This window comes from Bacillus sp. AFS040349 (assembly GCF_002577655.1).
Classification (GTDB): Bacteria; Bacillota; Bacilli; order Bacillales; family Bacillaceae; genus Metabacillus.
In genome coordinates this window covers 1-16,980 of sequence record NZ_NUMC01000062.1, presented here as the reverse complement: position 1 = coordinate 16,980, position 16,980 = coordinate 1, and the positions used below count along the sequence as shown (strand labels likewise).

The following is a 16,980-nucleotide window of genomic DNA, read 5'->3' as shown; positions in this document are numbered from 1 at the left end:
TTTCCTTTTTGAACAATTAAGTTATTGTTAATCTCTAGATTCCTTTAAATTAAGAAAAGAGAATTATAGTGAATTTACATAACTAAACAAACGAAAAGGAGAAAAATCATGAAGGAGAGCATAACTAGAATAACACTTATCGACGCCTTGAGAGGAGCTAGTCTTTTTGGCATCTTGCTTGCTAATATTTTAATTTTTCAATTTGGAATGTGGGGAAAAGACGAAATTCATTTTTATAATCTTTCCAACTCAAATACTGTTGCTTATCAGTTTATAAAAATATTTATAGAGGGGAGCTTTATGCCGATCTTCACCTTTTTATTTGGGTATTCCATGGTAAAGATGAAGGAAAAACTTGAGAACCATCACCTTAAATACAAACGATATTTTGCAAGAAGATTTCTTATGCTCCTGTTGCTTGGTATTTTACACAGTACCTTTTTATGGGAAGGAGATATTTTAACTTTTTATGGTATGATGGGGTTTTTCTTATTACTCTTTTTAAATCGTCGAATGAAAACCATCTTTATTTGGGCAATCATTTTATTGTGCTTAACACCACTAATTGGTTATGGACAGCTAGAAGAAACAAAACAAGAACAAGCTCAAATGGAAGAGTATGTATTAGATACAATCCAAACCTATAGTTTTGGTTCTTACACAGAAATTATGGATCATCGAAACAATGAATTACCAATGGATGTTTCACCAGGCTTGCTGATCTTCATTTTGGCCTTTATTCCATTTATGTCTGCACCGCTTTTTTTATTTGGTATATACAGTGCAAAAACAGGTCTCTTTACACAGCCAGCACTCGAGAAAAGGCAATATATCATTGGTATGATCCTTGTTCCTATTGGCTTAATATTAAAAAGCTTTAACATTTTCTTACCTGACTTTAACTGGTCAGGAGTCCTAGGCATGCTAGGCGCTAACCTGCTGTCTCTTGGTTATATCTTTTTATTCGCCTTCCTTTTTCATATTTTAAAAGGAAAGAAAGTAAAGAATGCCTTTGCCAATGTTGGGAAGCTTTCTCTAACAAATTATTTAATGCAAACTGTCATTTGCACAACCATTTATTACGGATATGGCTTTGGTCTTTTCGGTCATACGAACTTGTTCAGCGGCATCCTTTTGGCTCTTTGTATTTTTTGTCTACAAGTAATTGCCAGTACGTTTTATTTAAAGATATCATCGCAAGGACCAGTTGAAAGAGTACTTCGCGTTGTTACAAATTTTTCTTTTAAGTCAACACTTAAAAAGAAAGAAACGATTTCGCTTTAAATATGCAAAAAAGCCGATCCCATTTAGGTCGGCTTTTTCGATATTATTTTGAGTTTGAGTAACGGCGTTTATTATTACCGCCTTGCCCACTTTTACCACCACGATCACGATCACGGTCACGGTCACGGTCACGGTTACCGTATGATGAACGATTCTTTTGTCCACCACCGCCGCCGCCGCGATTGTAGTCACCTTTTCTTCTATTGCCAGAAGAGCGGCCACCTTTGTTTTTAGATCTTGAGTATAACGGAGCTTCTTCTGTTAGTTTAACCTCAACAGCAGTTGGCTCTTTTGTCATAAATTTAATTGCAGCAGCTACTACATCTTGTGCATCGAACTCTTCAAGAAGCTCTTCTGCTGTACGTTTGTAGAAAGAAAGGTTTTCACCTTCAATGATTGAGCGAATTTTTTCCACTGTCATTTGTTGTTGACTTTCAATCGCCTCATCAACAGTTGGTGGCTTCATGCGATCCATTTTGCGTTTTGTTGTACGCTCAATGTTTTTTACAATGTCTAATTCTCTAGGTGTAACGAAAGTCATCGCCATACCTGTTTTACCTGCACGACCTGTACGTCCAATACGGTGAACATAGCTTTCTGGATCTTGAGGTACATCGAAATTATAAACATGTGTAACACCTGAAATATCTAGTCCACGGGCTGCAACGTCTGTTGCAACTAGTACTTCAATTGCACCTTCTTTAAATTTGCGTAGAGTAGACATACGTTTAGCCTGTGTTAAGTCACCATGAATACCTTCAGCTGTATAACCTCTTAACGTTAATGCTTCAGATAATTCATCAACACGACGCTTTGTACGACCGAAAACAATCGCAAGTTCAGGAGATTGAATATCAAGTAATCTTGTTAAAACATCGAATTTCTTTCTTTCGTGTGTTTCAAGGTAGTATTGTGTAATATTTGGAACTGTCATTTCTTTTGCTTTTACTTTTACAAGCTCAGGGTCTTTCATAAATTTCTCTGCGATACGACGGATTGGATCCGGCATTGTTGCTGAGAAAAGTAATGTTTGACGCTCCTCTGGTACATTTGAAAGAATCGCCTCAATGTCCTCAATGAAGCCCATGTTTAACATTTCATCTGCTTCATCCAATACAATTGTATGAACGCCGCTTAAACGAAGGGTTTTACGATTAATATGGTCTAATAATCGTCCAGGTGTTCCAACGATAATATGTGGGTTTTTCTTTAATGAACGAATTTGTCTGTTAATATCTTGACCACCATAAATAGGGAGAACACGAGAGCGCTTGTGATAACCAATTTTGTATAGTTCTTCTGATACCTGAATAGCAAGTTCACGAGTTGGAGCAACAACAACAGCTTGAATGTTGTTACTTTTCACATCAATCTTTTCAATAAGCGGAATACCAAATGCAGCTGTTTTACCAGTACCTGTTTGCGCCTGTCCAATAACATCCTTCTTTTGCAAACCTAACGGGATTGTTTGTGCTTGAATTGGTGATGGTTCTTCAAATCCCATTTTACTTATTGATTCCATCAATGACGTACTTAAACCTAAATCTTGAAACGTTAATGTCAATGTATTCATACTCCTTCTATATCGTTTGCTGTAAATATTTACAGACCTTATAGGTAATCTATATCGTATTCATAATGAAACGATGTTTAAATGAATCCTATATGCTCGGGGATCCGCCGAGCTTAATGTAGATTATCAACTGTTGTGTCATCATGAAAAACAGTCAGATGTTTAAAAAACCGGCAACATTGTGCCTGCTCTTCTTATACTACCCACACTTAGAAGATAGTAAAACCGTTCTGATTATTTGCCAACAAAAAATGCCCTTATTTAACAAGGGCAGCAGTTTACCTTATTTAAAGCCCGCAAACACTTTAAATGTAATCATACCACTACCGGTTTCTTATTTCAACTTAATGTCAGAACAGCTTGCTAACTATAAATAGCACTTTCTTCATGTTGATTTTCTAAAAAGCGTTCAACGTATTCCTTCAAATCTTCGTAATCATCACCATGACAAACATGATGTTTAGAGCATGGGAGTAAGTGTAGTTCTTTTTGTTTAGATGGAATGGTGTTGTACAAATAAAAGGCACTTTTAACCGGAACTATTCCATCGCATTCACCTTGAACAATTAGTACTGGCATGTTTAATTTCTGAATGTAAGGCTTTATTTCTTTCACTAACTTTCTAAATTCAATAGTTGATGATATAGGTGTTTCAACTATCTTTTTCTTATACCGGTTAAATAGTTCATTATTATTAATTTTCCCACCAAATAAATCTTTTATCATATTTTTTATATCCATTGCCAATTGTTTAGGATTCACATAATAAACAGCAGCACTTAATAGGACCAACTTTTTCACTTCGTATTTAGCAGCTAAATACGAAGCAATAACTCCTCCCATTGAAAAACCAATAACATAGACCTCATCCACCTCTTTCATTAATAAAAGAAGTTCTTGTTCAGCATGAGAAATCCATTCTTTATATGTATGCCCTTTTAATGAAAGAGTTACTCCATGTCCAGGCAGAGTGGGAACTTTTACAATCCAACCAGTTTGCTTTTTTATATAGCTGGCAAGTGGTTCCACCTCATAAGGTGCTCCGGTGAAACCATGAATAAAGAGACATCCTTTCAAATGATAGAAACCTCCTTTACCGTTCAACTTGGAAGGCTACACTCTTATTCCCTTCCTTCCCTCTTATACAATTGAATTTACGACTTCTTCCAGCTTCATTCCTCTTGAGGCTTTTACAAGAACAATATCCTTTTCTTTCACGATAGACTGTAGATGCTTAATTAATTCATCCTTTTGATCATAATGATGAACTATATCAACTGGTTGATTTTCTTTTGCACCTTTTGCAATTTCTTTACCAAGTTTTCCATAAGTAAAGATGTGGGAAATATTATTTTGTTTTATTTCTCTTCCTACTTGTTGGTGATATTCTACTTCATCATCACCTAATTCAAGCATATCACCTAAAACGACAATCTTTTGATCAAAGTCTTTTAAATTCTCAATAAGGTCAATTGCTGCTAACATTGAAGTAGGACTTGCATTATAAGCATCATTAATAATTGATGCTCCATTTTTAGCTTGAATTAACTCTAAACGCATCCCAGTTAACTTCATGGACGAAAATCCCTTTTTTATGGCATCCTTTTCAACGCCATAATAATCCGCCACTGCATAGGCTGCTAAAGCATTCCACACATTATGTTTTCCAAGTACAGGAATAAAGTATTCCTCATTGTTCACTTCAAATAATGTTCCTGTTGGTTCTTGAATAATCTTTGCAGGGTAATAATCATTAGAACTTGCTTCTCCAAAAGTAGCTGTTTTTAAAGACAGTCCTGGCACTCTCTCTTGTAAAAGTGGTTCATCGCCGTGAAAAATAAATAATCCGTCTTTTTTTAAGCCTTTTGTAATCTCAAGCTTAGCTTCTGCAATTCCTTCTCTAGATCCTAAATCCATTAAATGTGCTTCACCGATATTTGTAATGACCGCAACATCCGGATGCGCAATTTCAGATAATAGTTCAATTTCTCCTTTACCACTCATCCCCATCTCTAAAACCGCTATTTCTGTATCCTCACTCATACTTAAAACGGTTAATGGTAAACCTATATGATTATTAAAATTCCCTTGTGTTTTATGTACTTTATATGTTGTTTCTAAAATGGCTGCAACCATATCCTTTGTTGTTGTTTTACCGTTACTACCTGTAATACCGATAATTTTCAGGTTAGGTAATTCATTAATATATGCTGTTGCAAGAGCTTGAAGCGCCACTAAAGTATCTTCAACTAAAATGATTGGCACTTCTTTTGGAGGGTTTTTTTCGGATTTCTGCCAAATAACTGCTTTTGCTCCGTTACTTATTGCTTTGTCAACGAACTCATGCCCATTGAATACGTCACCAACAAGTGGAAAAAATAAATTATCATTTTCAACATTACGTGAATCAGTTGTTACGCCTGAAATTTCAACGTGTTGATATTTTTCTTCTAATCCTTCTCCATTCACCATGTTTTGTACATCAAGTAGTGTTCTTGTAATCATTAAATCCTCTCCTATTTAAGGAATCTTTATGTGCTAAAAGAAAAAAGGAACTGATTTATGCTATATTCAGTTCCTTTTAAATAAAATTAAGAATTTCGTAAGCTTAGTTGATTAAAAAGAATGTTTAATTTGTTGCTTTTGTTCATAGCGCTCCAATGCAAGGTCAACAAGTTTTTCTATTAGTTGAGGGTATTCAAGGCCTGAATGCTTCCACATTAGTGGGAACATACTATATGGAGTGAAACCAGGCATTGTATTAACCTCATTAATAAGAGCTTTGCCGTCTTCTGTTAAGAAAAAGTCTGCACGAACTAGGCCTGATCCGTCTATTGCCTTAAAGGATGTGATGGCCATCTCTTTAATCTTCTCATATTCCTCTTCCGTTACGTTACCTGGAATAATTAAATCTGTTTCTCCATCTTCATACTTAGCTTTATAATCATAGAATTCCACTTTAGGAGCAATTTCACCAACTACTGAGCATTCCGGATGATCATTACCAATAACGGCAATTTCAATCTCTCTTCCAACAATTGATTCTTCAATAATCACCTTACGATCGAACTCAAATGCTTCCTTAATAGCCGCCTCTAAGCTTTCTCTATCTTTACACTTGTTAATACCAACACTTGATCCTAAATTTGCAGGCTTTACAAAGCATGGATAACCCAATTCAGCTTCGATTTCCTCAAATTTGGCAGCTGGTGATTGCTCATAATCACTTTTTATAAAAGATACATATTTTGCTTGAGCTAAGCCAGCTTGTGCAAATAAATTCTTCATGACAACTTTATCCATACCAGCAGCTGAAGCTAATACTCCATTCCCTACGTACGGGATATTCAATAATTCAAGTAATCCTTGAACCGTTCCATCTTCACCATTTGGTCCATGTAGCAACGGAAAGATCACATCAATTTTTTCCTGTTCTTCAACCTTTGCAGGAAATAACTCAGTATTTAATGTAACGGGGGAAATAGAATCTCCGTTCTCCTGCAATCTTAATGTACTGACTTCTTTTACAGGAGCATCTAATGCCTTTCCTCTTACCCATTCTCCATTTTCTTTAATGTATATAGGATGTATGTCAAATTTACTCATATCCAGTGCATTGATAACGGCTAGGGCTGTTTGCAAAGAAACATTGTGCTCTGCAGATTTCCCACCATAAATTAAGCCTAACTTCATTTTCATCCGGATTTTCCTCCTCAGCTCTTTCATCATTCTTATTTTATCACTTTAGGGCAAAATTGTTATTAACGTTTCCTTATTTCTGTTATAAGTTTTCGAACATTTTCTGCTTTTTTTGCCCTCTTGTTCTATCATACGGTTTGATTTTAATTTCGTTTCTTTCATTTAAGAAGGATGATTTGCTTGATCTAAGGAGGTAAATAGTTTTTCTACTATGTATTTGATTATTTTTCACCTGTAAATGTGAATACCTTTTTATCGGATGATTTAGTTGATTCTGTTGTAGAGTAGTTGTTATATATGTTGACATTAGTAAACCCGATTCTCTCCAAAATCAACTTAAATTCTTTTATTCCATACCATATAAAGGGCTGTAATTTTTGCTCTTTTTCAATCATCTTGCCTTCTTTTATCCTTTCAACTGATAACAAATATGTTGTTGATTGTTCGAGCATATCTAGCTTGATTAATTGTTTTTCACAAACATACAGATCACTCATAAATTCTTGAACCATACTATGCTTTTGCTGAACAAGAAATTCATCCTGTATAAAAAGATCAACAATAATGGTGCCCTTGCTTTTTAGATGATCATAGACATTTTTTAAAAGTTTTATTGACTTAAGCCTTTCTTCTACAGTTAAGACAGATCCAAAAGGTATTATAATGGCGTCGTAACGAGTAGGTTTTTTAAACTCATTTAAGCTCAATTGATAGATGGTAGCCGTCTGATTTAACTCCTCACATTTTTGTTTACAAGCCTCCTCTCCTTGCTTGGAATCCACCAGTCCTTCCATTTGGAGGCCATGATTCAAAAGTTCAGGAAGAAGGAATAAATGACTTTGACCTATCTCTAGAATTTTCCCCTTTTTATTTATTAATTGTTGTTCATAAAAGTCTAACGCACTTTTTAATTCATATTCTTGAATATATGCTTCTAGCGCCTCCATTACAAACCACCTGAGATCTAATTTCACTATCATCTCTCCTAATATAATTCTGTACGTATCTAAGGTCCCACTTATACAAGAAATTTATGTAAATTTCAAACTGAATTAAGAAGCTTAATTTCTTTTCGGTCATTATGAACCTAAATCCTTTATAAAGATGTTGTAAATTCCATTACTTTTTATTTTCAAATAATAAAAAACCATCTAAACTAAAATAAGTTGTATATTTTTCATTTTAAAGAATAGTCCTTTTTTACAACCCTTTTCACACACTAACTCAAGGAGGGGATATCATGAAAAGAATTTGTGTTTTTTGCGGATCTAGTCCAGGCGCTTCAGATTTATATTCAGAGGATGCAGCAAAACTTGGTGCTCAATTAGCTAAAGAGGGAATCACGCTTGTATACGGTGGATCGAAAGTAGGAATTATGGGTGTTGTAGCAAATGCAGCTCTGCAAGCGGGCGGAGAAGTGATTGGTGTTATACCTAAAATGTTAATGGAACGGGAACTTGCTCACCCCGGTCTTACTGAGCTTATTATTGTTCATTCCATGCATGAGCGTAAGGCAAAAATGGAAGAGCTATCAGATGGGTTTGTTGTTTTACCAGGTGGACCTGGGACAATGGAAGAGTTTTTTGAAGTTTATACTTGGGCTCAATTAGGAGAACATAGAAAGCCAATTGGAATGATGAACAGTAACCATTATTATGATAAACTTCTTGCTTTCTTTGACCATATGATTCAAGAACAATTTTTAAAGCCTGAATATCAATCAATGGTTATTGTAGATTCTGATCCCGAGCAGCTAATTCAGAAATTTCGTTCTTATGAACCTCCACTTTTAACAAAATGGATTACTCCACAACAAACATAGAAGGTTTTGTCTTCTATGTTTGTTTTATATTGAGACTACATATAAGCACTTTCCTATTTGTTAGTATTCCTTCGATTTTTTTAACCATCATTGTATATAGAATTTATTTTGTTAAAGACTACATACATAGAGGTGAGAGAAATGAATCGAGGAATCTGGACAGCTTTATCTGCCATTGGAATCGCACAAGGGCTTAAAATTTTTACACATAAAAAGGAAAACAATGTTTGGGACTGGCGTCCGATTTTTCAAACAGGTGGCATGCCAAGTTCTCACTCAGCCGGTGTATCTGCTTTGGCAACTTATGTTGCAACGAAAAAGGGCTTTAATTCCACTGATACTGCATTAGCTGTTATTTTTGGAATTATTGTTATGTATGACGCACAAGGCATCCGTCGTCATACAGGTGAAATCGCAAAGATTGTAAATGATATTGATGCAGACATTGAGGTATTATCCGGACATATGCCGGGTTTATTTCATGTAAAGCAGGAAAAAGAATTAAATGAGCTGCTTGGACATCAACCTGCTGAAGTTGCTGGGGGAGCTCTTTTAGGTATACTAATTGGTTTGGTTAGCAGCATGATGGAAAAATGAAGACGAAAGAAAAAAACATGAGTGAATGGCGGCTTGTTACCCTTCACTCATGTTTTTTTATCCAGCTTAGTGGCAGTTACACAAACTGCTAATTCTGGATGGATACGCTTAAAAGAAATTTTTATTTCAGTAAAGCCACAATAGGATAGGTCCTTATAAATTTGATTCGCAAACATTCTTGTTTTAATAGAGCTAGCATTTTCTTCTCTAGGCTGCATCGTAATGGCAATTTTCCCTCCAGCTTTCATCGCCTGATGGAGACGTTGTAATCCCCTTTCAGGATGAGACCAGATGGTATAATTGTTTACTGTGACTACTTTATCGTATTTCCCCTCCTCCAACTCTGTATTCTCAATATCACCTACCATAAGAGTTACTTGTTCATTCTTAACATAATCCTCCAGTCTTTGTTCCGCCTGGGCTTTCATCGTTTTCGATACATCAAGACCGTCAATTTTGATCAGTTTATTGGCTTTTAACATATACTCTATACACTTTCCTGATCCATAACCAACCTCTAGAATACAATCACTGTTATCTATATGTAATTGAGAAAGAGTCCATTTGTTTAGCTTCTTATTTTCAATAGCCATAATGGTTCCGGCAACTCTTCCAAGTATGCCCTTAGGAACACTAAATTGTTTTTTAAATGAATTAATCATGTCGGCACCCCGGTATCGTTTTTCATTCTTAATACCCTGATTTTCTTTATTTAAACGAAACGGAGGGCTCGCAATTTAAAGAAGCAATAGAAAGCCTTGATAGCCAAAGTATAAGCCAAACAAAATTAAAGAAATGCCTGAAATGGTAGATATAACAGCAAGAAGGGTTGTTGTTAAATATCTTCTTAATACACTTGCAAACATCGCCATCGCTAAATCCCACAGTAAAACTCCCGAAAGGATAGCAGCACTACAAATAAGAAGCTGTGTTCCACCACTTCCAATTGTGGTGTTAGCGAGGATTGCCCCATAAATTCCTATCCAAAATAAAATACTTAAAGGGTTAAGTAAAGACATAAAAAAGCCTGAAAAATAGGACTTAGAATAGTGGAGGTTTACTCTACTAGTTGTGAACGTATGTTTTTTAGCCGCCATTAAACTTTCAATACCCGTATACACTAAAACAAAAAAGCCAAAAAACCATAGAAACATTTTCACTGTCGGGATTTGCAAAAAGTTTACAAACCCTAAATACACCAACACCATATATACAACATCAGCAGTTGTTGCCCCTAAACCAAACAGCCAGGCATGAAGGAATCCTCCTTTTATGCCCCGATCAATTTGACCTGCGTTTACAGGACCTATGGGTGCTGCTAGTGAAACCCCTAGAAATACGTAGCTGAATAAGAAATTCAAATTCTTTACCCCCAATATTGATATATGCTTGTACATCATATTCAGCTTGGTGAGGAATTATGTTGACAGTAAAACTTGTTTTCTATGATTTTACACCTCCTTTAAGCTTATTAAAAAAGCAGCCCTACATGATCATAGGACTGCTTGCTATTTTAATGAACTCTTACTAATTTTATATGTTCTATATGATGCTTTCCATGCCACGAGTATAGTGCAACATTAGTAGACAAGGAGATTTCCTTATTTGTTTCAGGATGAAAGAATGTTTTTTCAAAGTCAGACATAGACATTGATTTTAATAAATATACCCATCGCTCATGTAAAGATTCAAGGAGATTAATAGAGATTGATAATGGTAATTTAGTATCAGGAAAAGCTGCCCATGTTTTTTCATCATATGCCTTAATAGTCGGGCGATCTTCAGTTAGGGCCAGTTTAAAACGAATATAGCTATTCATATGACTGTCTGCTAGATGATGAACCACTTGTCTAACTGTCCATCCACCTGGTCGATAAGATGTGTCTAGCAATGGTTCTGAAAGACCTTCAAGAGCTAACTTCAATTGCTCAGGGGTGTTTTCTATATCTTCTATCCATCCTTCGATCTCTTTCAGAGAAACTTGCTTTGGCTCCTTAAATTCACCAATAGGATATTGAAGGCTTTTCCTCATCACTACACTCTCCCTTTATTTTACTTTGTTATTTTCATTATATGGACGAATGATCTTATGGACAATATTTTTATATTGAAAGAAAGTATCATAATTTTATAAAAAAACACACTAAATTAAACAATTGTATGTTATATTATGTTAAACATAACTTTCCAATTAATGGAGAAGATTGGAGGCTTCGCGATGCGGGCAATCTTATTAGGAGTTTGTTCTTCTTTCTTTTTTGCTTTTACGTTTGTGTTAAATCGTTCCATGGAGCTTTCCGGAGGGAGCTGGTTATGGAGTTCATCTTTACGTTATTTTTTTATGCTTCCTTTTTTACTTCTTTTCGTTATGTGGAGAAAAAAATGGCAGCCTCTTCTTATAGAGATGAAAAAAAATCCACTAAAGTGGCTTTTATGGGGAACAGTAGGATTTGGGTTATTTTATGCACCTATTTGCTTTGCAGGCGCTTATGGACCAGGGTGGCTAATTGCAGCCACATGGCAAATAACAATCCTCTCAGGTTCACTACTTGCACCACTTTTTTATGAAAAAGTTCAAACAGTCAATGGATCTGTAAAGGTTAGAGGAAAGATTCCGTTAAGGGGCTTAAGCATGTCTCTTATCATTATTTTTGGGGTAGCATTGATGCAGTTTGAGCATGCAAGTCAGTTATCAATCATGCCTGTATTATTCACGATCATTCCAGTTCTCATTGCATCCTTTGCTTATCCGCTAGGAAATCGGAAAATGATGGCGATTTGTGAGGGCAGATTGGATGTATTTCAAAGGGTATTGGGGATGACAATTGGAAGCTTACCACTTTGGATTATTTTTGCTATTATTGCTATCTTTACATCAGGCCTTCCAAGTAAAACGCAGACAATCCAATCATTTTGGGTTGCGATGTGTTCGGGCTTAATTGCTACTCTACTTTTCTTCCAAGCAACAAGTTTAGTTCAACATAATATGGCTCAACTAGCAGCTGTAGAGGCAACACAGTCGATTCAGGTACTTTTTGTACTAATTGGAGAGATTATTTTTCTTGCTTCACCTCTTCCTACAGGTATGTCTTTATTAGGAATGGCCTTTGTTATGATCGGCATGGTGTTGCATAGTTACATATCAAGAAGCAACCGCCCTGCTCAAACAATTAAACCAGACCCATCTAGGCAGCTTTCATAGCTGTTCTGCGAGATATATTTAGTGTCAAAGGGAGACCCTTACTTGGCCTATTTACCAAAAAGACTCCCTGAGCACTAATACTCAATATTATTAAAAATGATGTGAAATTCATCAAACCTCTAAGGCCATTCTTACAGTTTGTAATATATGACCATCAAACAAATCCTCATATTCCGTTTCAATTATAAACCCTTTAGATTTATAAAAATGGACACCAGCCAGATTTTCTTTTTCAACATTTACATATATTTTCTTAACATCGTTTAAATGCTGTATCCCCGCTTTTAATAAGACCGTACCAATACCCTTTCCCTGGTATTCTTTATAAAGATAAATAGCCCCTAATTCTACTTTTCTCTCATCTTTTAGAGGAGTAAAATTAGCAAAACCAATAATTTCATCTTCGTCTTCTCCTACTAAAAAAAGTGTTTCATTTAGTCTTTTAAGTAACATTTCAGAAGAATATGCAGTTGCAACAAAATTCTCTTGAATGGAATCAGGTATAATTCCTTTATATGTAGTCCGCCAACTCGATCTAGCAACACGTTGTACTTGTTCTATATCTCCTTCATTCATCTTCCGAATAGCTATCGTCATGTAATCTCCCTCTGCAATTAATTTTTTACTTTATATAATTACAAATTATAGCATTTCTCTATTTAAATTCGAACAATTTTGCAAACGTATACAACTTTTAATAGACAAGTATTTAATATCTCATGAAAGATAGTCATTTATTTAAAACGTTTTCACAATTGTTAATAACTTCTTTAATATGTGGAAAAGCATGTGGATAACTAGAGAGTTATCCACTTTACCTTTTCAAATCATTAGCTATTTACCAGTTCCGTTATTGATATACCAGCATTTAAACTCTGAATATGCTGATTTATGTTATCCACAATAAGCTGTGCATCATAGTCCATTGATGCAACATGATAAGAGTTTTTTAATTCTATTATCTTCTTTTCAGCTGAAGAAATTTGTTGATAAATAAAATCAGAGTTTGCTGGTGGAACAACATGATCAACTGATGATTTAAAAATAATAGTAGGGGTTGTGATATTCTTTATTTTATTTTTTGTATCATCCATTAAGTCTAACAATTGATGCACAGCCTCTAATGGAACAGACTCATACGTTATTTCATGTACAGCAGGCTTTTTTATGTCTGGTTCCCCTTCTTCAATCATTTTTGGCTTTGTTTCATCACGGTATTGTTTGTAAGCAACATCTGTAACAGCCGCATTAATTAAGAAGATTCCATTCACGTTTGTATTAGCAGCAAGTTGAATTGTTAGGGCACCGCCCATGGATTGTCCGACTGCAAAAACATGGTCACAGTCCTTTTTTAACTCATCAAAAGCTAATTTTAAATCTGAAATCCATTCGTTATAAATGCAATTTTTCATATCTTCAACATTAGTTCCATGACCTTTTAGACGAGGAATTGACACAGTGTATCCTAGCTTAGCAAGTTGCTTCCCTATATACTCCATACTTTGTGGTGTGCCGTTAAATCCGTGACATAATAAAATTCCTGTTTTATTACCAGAGAAATACAAGCTATCGGCACCCTTTACAACTGGATATAATTCTGTTTTCATCTATAATCCCCCTTAGGCTACTGTAGATAAATTTATTTTATTTATATTTTATAATTCACATAAGATTACTTGGTTTTATTGTAACCTATTCTAATACTTTTCACAACAATGATTAACAAACAAAATAGATAATGAAAAAGCATGATGCGTATAACATCATGCTTTTTTATAGTGAGGATACCCTACAAACTTATAGTCTGTCCCAATTTTTATGATATCTAAATTCTGCAGATCAATGGCATCGGCCATCTTTTCAATTCCTTGTCCCCCGATAAAGCCTGGAGCTTGCTTTCCACCGATTACTTTTGGAGCCATATAAACAACTAATTTATCAACTAACTGCTCTGCTAAAAAAGAAGCATTCACTTCTCCTCCGCCTTCAATTAACACAGAGGAAATAGAATTCTCCCCTAGTATTCTTAGCACTTCTTGGATGTTTACACGCTCTTCACCGTTTGTTACGAAGATTTTCACATTATGGTCTTCAAGCGCATTTTTTATTTCTTTATCATATTTTTTGGAAGTGAAAATCCATGTTTCAGCTTTTTGATCCTTTACAACTTTTGAATGAAGTGGTGTTCGTAATTGACTATCTAAGATAATTCGAACCGGATTACGACCATGTTCAATTCTAGTCGTTAATTCAGGATCATCTTTTATCACCGTTTGGACCCCTACTAAAATCCCGGTATGTTCATGACGTAATTGATGAACATCCTTACGTGCTTCTTCAGAAGTAATCCACTTGCTATCAGATGTAAAAGATGAAATTTTACCATCTAATGTTGTAGCAGATTTTAACGTCACAAAAGGCATTTTTGAAACAATAAATTTATTAAACACTTCATTCATTTCACGTGATTCTTTTTCACAAATTCCCACTACTACTTCTATGTTTGCTTCTTTTAGAATGCTAACTCCATTTCCAGCAACAATAGGGTTAGGGTCAAGAGTAGCCACATATACTTTCTTTATTCCCGCTTCAACAATTGCAACAGCACATGGTCCTGTACGTCCATAATGAGAACATGGTTCTAACGTTACGTACATTGTGCCTCCTCTTGCCTGCTCTCCTGCCATATTTAGTGCATGTATTTCTGCATGTGGTCCTCCAGCCTTTAAATGAGCTCCTACACCAACAATTCGATTATGATTTACAATCACAGCCCCTACCAATGGATTCGGGTCTGTTTGCCCCTTCATAGCTGCCGCATTTTCGATTGCCAACTTCATGTAAAACTCATGTTCATTCAACGGTATAGCCTCCTCTAAAGTGGCCAGCCTTTTCCATTTTTGTTTCTAAATAACGTTGATTAAAGCTTGATACATCTCCCCATAAAGGAATACGGTCTGTAACATTTGCACCTGAATCTTGCAAAGCCTTTAGTTTAAGTGGGTTATTTGTAATTAGCGTTACAGGTAATTGACGAAGAGTTTTCAAAACTCGAATCGCATCATCATATTTTCTTTGATCATCAGAGAAGCCAAGCTCCTCATTTGCCTCAACTGTATCTAAGCCTTCTTCTTGTAGAAGGTAAGCAAGAGCCTTACTGAATAAACCAATACCTCTACCTTCATGATCAGCAAGATAAAATAAAGCTCCTGTACCATGTTCTGTAATCATTTTTAAAGATTGATTAAGCTGATATCCACAATCACATCTTTTACTTCCAAAAATATCACCTGTATGACATATACTATGCATACGTATTAGTGCTTCATCATTCTGAGCAAAGTCACCATAAACAAGCACACTTGATTGCTGATGCTTAGCTAAGTCTGCACTAGGTAATTTTCTTATGATTGATTCAAATGTTTCAGCTGAATCCTGTTCGGCCTCAGCCTCCATCCAGCAATACCACTTGAAGAATTCTGTTTTGCCATCTAGTTGAATTGGGAGGTTAATTGGTCCCACAATATACGTAGCTCCTTCTTTATGAGGAACAATCTTTACTTTTTCTTTTATTATATTTAGAGGGATATCTTTTATTGTTTCTACCATTAGGTTTCTCCCCTTTATAGGCTGTCTATTCTTTAAACTTACTTATTGTAAGTGAGTATAAGGTTGAAATGGAATGTCGTCAACTAACTTGAACTGAGCTATTCTTTTGTCATCAATACTTTATACCCTACTTTCTAAAGAATCAAGCTATGATAGGTGGATGACCATCTAGTTTTTTCCTATATTTAGTTTAAGTAAACAAATTACTGTTTTTTCGTCCAGTATTGGATAAAATAAGTGTAGAGGTGATAGCATGGAACACGTAAAAACAGAAGATCAATTTCAAGAGCTTATTAATGGTAATGAACCAGTAGTCCTTAAATTTTTTACAGACTGGTGCCCTGACTGTAAAAGAATGGACATGTTTCTACCAACTGTATTCGAAGAGGTAGGAAATGTATCAATGTATGAAATAAACAAAGATGACCTTCCCGAAATTGCAGAAAAATATGATGTAATGGGTATTCCGAGTTTATTAGTATTTAAAAATGGTGAAAAACAAGCACACTTACATAGCGCAAATGCAAAAACTCCAGATCAAGTGATTGAGTTTTTATCGGAATCTCTAAATAAATAATCCTTAATTAAGAATTTTTTTATGTTGTCTGTACTAGAGGTTTATTGAAGAGGTATGAATTTTTTAAATACAGAAAGCTGTCCCGGCTGTGCTTGTATCGGGACAGCTTTTTGATTGTTTGATGTTTTTTGTCCTAATTCCGCTTGTATCGAGACAGATCTTTGCTTCTTTGATCCTTTTGGGTCTCGATTCCGCTTGTATCGGGACAGATCTTTGTTTGTTTGATCCTTTGGGTCTCGATTCCTCTTGTATCGAGACAGATCTTTGCTTGTTTACTGCATTTGTGTCCCGATTCCTCTTGTATCGGGACACATCTTTGCTTGTTTAATCCTTTTGGGTCTCGATTCCTCTTGTATCGAGACAGATCTTCGCTTATTGGTCCATTTATGTCCCGATTCCTCTTGTATCGAGACACATCTTCGCTTGTTTGATACTTTTGGGTCTAGATTCCTCTTGTATCCAGACAGATCTTTGCTTATTTGGTCCATTTATGTCCCGATTCCTCTTGTATCGAGACAGATCTTCGCTTGTTTGATCCATTTATGTCCCGATTCCGCTTGTATCGAGACACATCTTCGCTTGTTTGATCCTTTTGTGTCCCGATTCCTCTTGTATCG

The 16,980-nt window shown here is 35.5% G+C and carries 17 protein-coding genes; 5 read left to right on the top strand and 12 right to left on the bottom strand.

Translation table 11 applies throughout. The annotated features are described in order from the left end of the window. The first annotated feature begins 108 nt into the window (after positions 1–108). A complete protein-coding gene (locus tag COD11_RS14355) occupies positions 109–1,284 on the top strand; it encodes a DUF418 domain-containing protein (protein WP_098797588.1) in 1,176 nt (391 codons plus the stop codon). A 43-nt stretch (positions 1,285–1,327) separates the two neighbouring features. On the opposite strand, the gene cshA is transcribed toward COD11_RS14355, so the two are convergent. From cshA to COD11_RS14330, 5 genes are all read right to left on the bottom strand, one after another. Continuing rightward, complete coding sequence (gene cshA, locus COD11_RS14350) at positions 1,328–2,848, bottom strand: degradosome RNA helicase CshA (RefSeq protein WP_098797587.1); 1,521 nt, start codon at positions 2,846–2,848, stop codon at positions 1,328–1,330. A gap of 372 nt (positions 2,849–3,220) precedes the next feature. Further along, positions 3,221–3,934, bottom strand: coding sequence for an alpha/beta hydrolase (locus COD11_RS14345; protein WP_098797586.1), 714 nt, complete (start codon positions 3,932–3,934; stop codon positions 3,221–3,223). 63 nt (positions 3,935–3,997) lie between these two features. Next, positions 3,998–5,362: a UDP-N-acetylmuramoyl-tripeptide--D-alanyl-D-alanine ligase gene (locus tag COD11_RS14340; RefSeq protein WP_098797585.1), complete on the bottom strand. Its 1,365-nt coding sequence runs from the start codon at positions 5,360–5,362 to the stop codon at positions 3,998–4,000. Between the two features lie 111 nt (positions 5,363–5,473). Beyond that, positions 5,474–6,556 (bottom strand): D-alanine--D-alanine ligase, encoded by a 1,083-nt coding sequence (locus tag COD11_RS14335; RefSeq protein ID WP_098797584.1) that lies wholly within the window; start codon positions 6,554–6,556, stop codon positions 5,474–5,476. A 221-nt stretch (positions 6,557–6,777) separates the two neighbouring features. Next, the gene (locus tag COD11_RS14330; RefSeq protein ID WP_098797583.1) at positions 6,778–7,530 is read right to left on the bottom strand and encodes a class I SAM-dependent methyltransferase; all 753 of its coding nucleotides are present in this window, start codon (positions 7,528–7,530) and stop codon (positions 6,778–6,780) included. A gap of 266 nt (positions 7,531–7,796) precedes the next feature. Between COD11_RS14330 and COD11_RS14325 the strand changes: the two genes are divergently transcribed. After that, the gene (locus COD11_RS14325) at positions 7,797–8,378 is read left to right on the top strand and encodes an LOG family protein (protein ID WP_098797582.1); all 582 of its coding nucleotides are present in this window, start codon (positions 7,797–7,799) and stop codon (positions 8,376–8,378) included. 141 nt (positions 8,379–8,519) lie between these two features. After that, positions 8,520–8,975 carry a divergent PAP2 family protein gene (locus COD11_RS14320; protein ID WP_331275792.1) on the top strand — a complete coding sequence of 152 codons (456 nt, stop codon included), beginning with the start codon at positions 8,520–8,522 and terminating at the stop codon, positions 8,973–8,975. A gap of 47 nt (positions 8,976–9,022) precedes the next feature. On the opposite strand, the gene COD11_RS14315 is transcribed toward COD11_RS14320, so the two are convergent. The 3 genes from COD11_RS14315 to COD11_RS14305 all read right to left on the bottom strand — a co-directional run bounded on the left by COD11_RS14315 (position 9,023) and on the right by COD11_RS14305 (position 11,007). Beyond that, complete coding sequence (locus COD11_RS14315) at positions 9,023–9,637, bottom strand: class I SAM-dependent methyltransferase (RefSeq protein WP_098797581.1); 615 nt, start codon at positions 9,635–9,637, stop codon at positions 9,023–9,025. A 75-nt stretch (positions 9,638–9,712) separates the two neighbouring features. Next, on the bottom strand, positions 9,713–10,336 hold the full coding sequence (locus COD11_RS14310) for a LysE family transporter (RefSeq protein ID WP_098797580.1): 624 nt from the start codon (positions 10,334–10,336) through the stop codon (positions 9,713–9,715). 152 nt (positions 10,337–10,488) lie between these two features. Beyond that, positions 10,489–11,007 (bottom strand): YfiT family bacillithiol transferase, encoded by a 519-nt coding sequence (locus COD11_RS14305; protein ID WP_098797579.1) that lies wholly within the window; start codon positions 11,005–11,007, stop codon positions 10,489–10,491. A 186-nt stretch (positions 11,008–11,193) separates the two neighbouring features. Between COD11_RS14305 and COD11_RS14300 the strand changes: the two genes are divergently transcribed. After that, the gene (locus COD11_RS14300; protein WP_098797578.1) at positions 11,194–12,177 is read left to right on the top strand and encodes a DMT family transporter; all 984 of its coding nucleotides are present in this window, start codon (positions 11,194–11,196) and stop codon (positions 12,175–12,177) included. A gap of 111 nt (positions 12,178–12,288) precedes the next feature. Here the strand turns inward: COD11_RS14300 and COD11_RS14295 are convergent, their stop codons facing one another. The 4 genes from COD11_RS14295 to COD11_RS14280 form a co-directional block, all read right to left on the bottom strand. Then, positions 12,289–12,774, bottom strand: a complete 486-nt coding sequence (locus COD11_RS14295) for a GNAT family N-acetyltransferase (protein ID WP_098797577.1) — start codon at positions 12,772–12,774, stop codon at positions 12,289–12,291. A 233-nt stretch (positions 12,775–13,007) separates the two neighbouring features. Further along, the gene (locus COD11_RS14290; RefSeq protein ID WP_098797576.1) at positions 13,008–13,784 is read right to left on the bottom strand and encodes an alpha/beta hydrolase; all 777 of its coding nucleotides are present in this window, start codon (positions 13,782–13,784) and stop codon (positions 13,008–13,010) included. 156 nt (positions 13,785–13,940) lie between these two features. After that, positions 13,941–15,038: a bifunctional diaminohydroxyphosphoribosylaminopyrimidine deaminase/5-amino-6-(5-phosphoribosylamino)uracil reductase RibD gene (gene ribD / locus COD11_RS14285; RefSeq protein WP_098797575.1), complete on the bottom strand. Its 1,098-nt coding sequence runs from the start codon at positions 15,036–15,038 to the stop codon at positions 13,941–13,943. Further along, on the bottom strand, positions 15,031–15,786 hold the full coding sequence (locus COD11_RS14280) for a GTP cyclohydrolase II (RefSeq protein ID WP_098797574.1): 756 nt from the start codon (positions 15,784–15,786) through the stop codon (positions 15,031–15,033). Before COD11_RS14280 ends, ribD begins: the two co-directional genes overlap by 8 nt. Before the next feature lie 253 nt (positions 15,787–16,039). On the opposite strand from COD11_RS14280, the gene COD11_RS14275 reads away from it, so the two are divergent. Continuing rightward, positions 16,040–16,363 (top strand): thioredoxin family protein, encoded by a 324-nt coding sequence (locus tag COD11_RS14275; RefSeq protein ID WP_098797573.1) that lies wholly within the window; start codon positions 16,040–16,042, stop codon positions 16,361–16,363. The last annotated feature ends 617 nt before the right edge of the window (positions 16,364–16,980 follow it).

Excerpts from the sequence above, each read along its gene's own strand:
- COD11_RS14355 (WP_098797588.1), top strand. The coding sequence starts at position 109 with ATGAAGGAGAGCATAACTAGAATAACACTTATCGACGCCTTGAGAGGA.
- COD11_RS14340 (WP_098797585.1), bottom strand. The coding sequence starts at position 5,362 with ATGATTACAAGAACACTACTTGATGTACAAAACATGGTGAATGGAGAA.
- COD11_RS14335 (WP_098797584.1), bottom strand. The coding sequence starts at position 6,556 with ATGAAAATGAAGTTAGGCTTAATTTATGGTGGGAAATCTGCAGAGCAC.
- COD11_RS14325 (WP_098797582.1), top strand. The coding sequence starts at position 7,797 with ATGAAAAGAATTTGTGTTTTTTGCGGATCTAGTCCAGGCGCTTCAGAT.
- COD11_RS14320 (WP_331275792.1), top strand. The coding sequence starts at position 8,520 with ATGAATCGAGGAATCTGGACAGCTTTATCTGCCATTGGAATCGCACAA.
- COD11_RS14315 (WP_098797581.1), bottom strand. The coding sequence starts at position 9,637 with ATGATTAATTCATTTAAAAAACAATTTAGTGTTCCTAAGGGCATACTT.
- COD11_RS14305 (WP_098797579.1), bottom strand. The coding sequence starts at position 11,007 with ATGAGGAAAAGCCTTCAATATCCTATTGGTGAATTTAAGGAGCCAAAG.
- COD11_RS14300 (WP_098797578.1), top strand. The coding sequence starts at position 11,194 with ATGCGGGCAATCTTATTAGGAGTTTGTTCTTCTTTCTTTTTTGCTTTT.
- COD11_RS14295 (WP_098797577.1), bottom strand. The coding sequence starts at position 12,774 with ATGACGATAGCTATTCGGAAGATGAATGAAGGAGATATAGAACAAGTA.
- COD11_RS14290 (WP_098797576.1), bottom strand. The coding sequence starts at position 13,784 with ATGAAAACAGAATTATATCCAGTTGTAAAGGGTGCCGATAGCTTGTAT.
- COD11_RS14280 (WP_098797574.1), bottom strand. The coding sequence starts at position 15,786 with ATGGTAGAAACAATAAAAGATATCCCTCTAAATATAATAAAAGAAAAA.
- COD11_RS14275 (WP_098797573.1), top strand. The coding sequence starts at position 16,040 with ATGGAACACGTAAAAACAGAAGATCAATTTCAAGAGCTTATTAATGGT.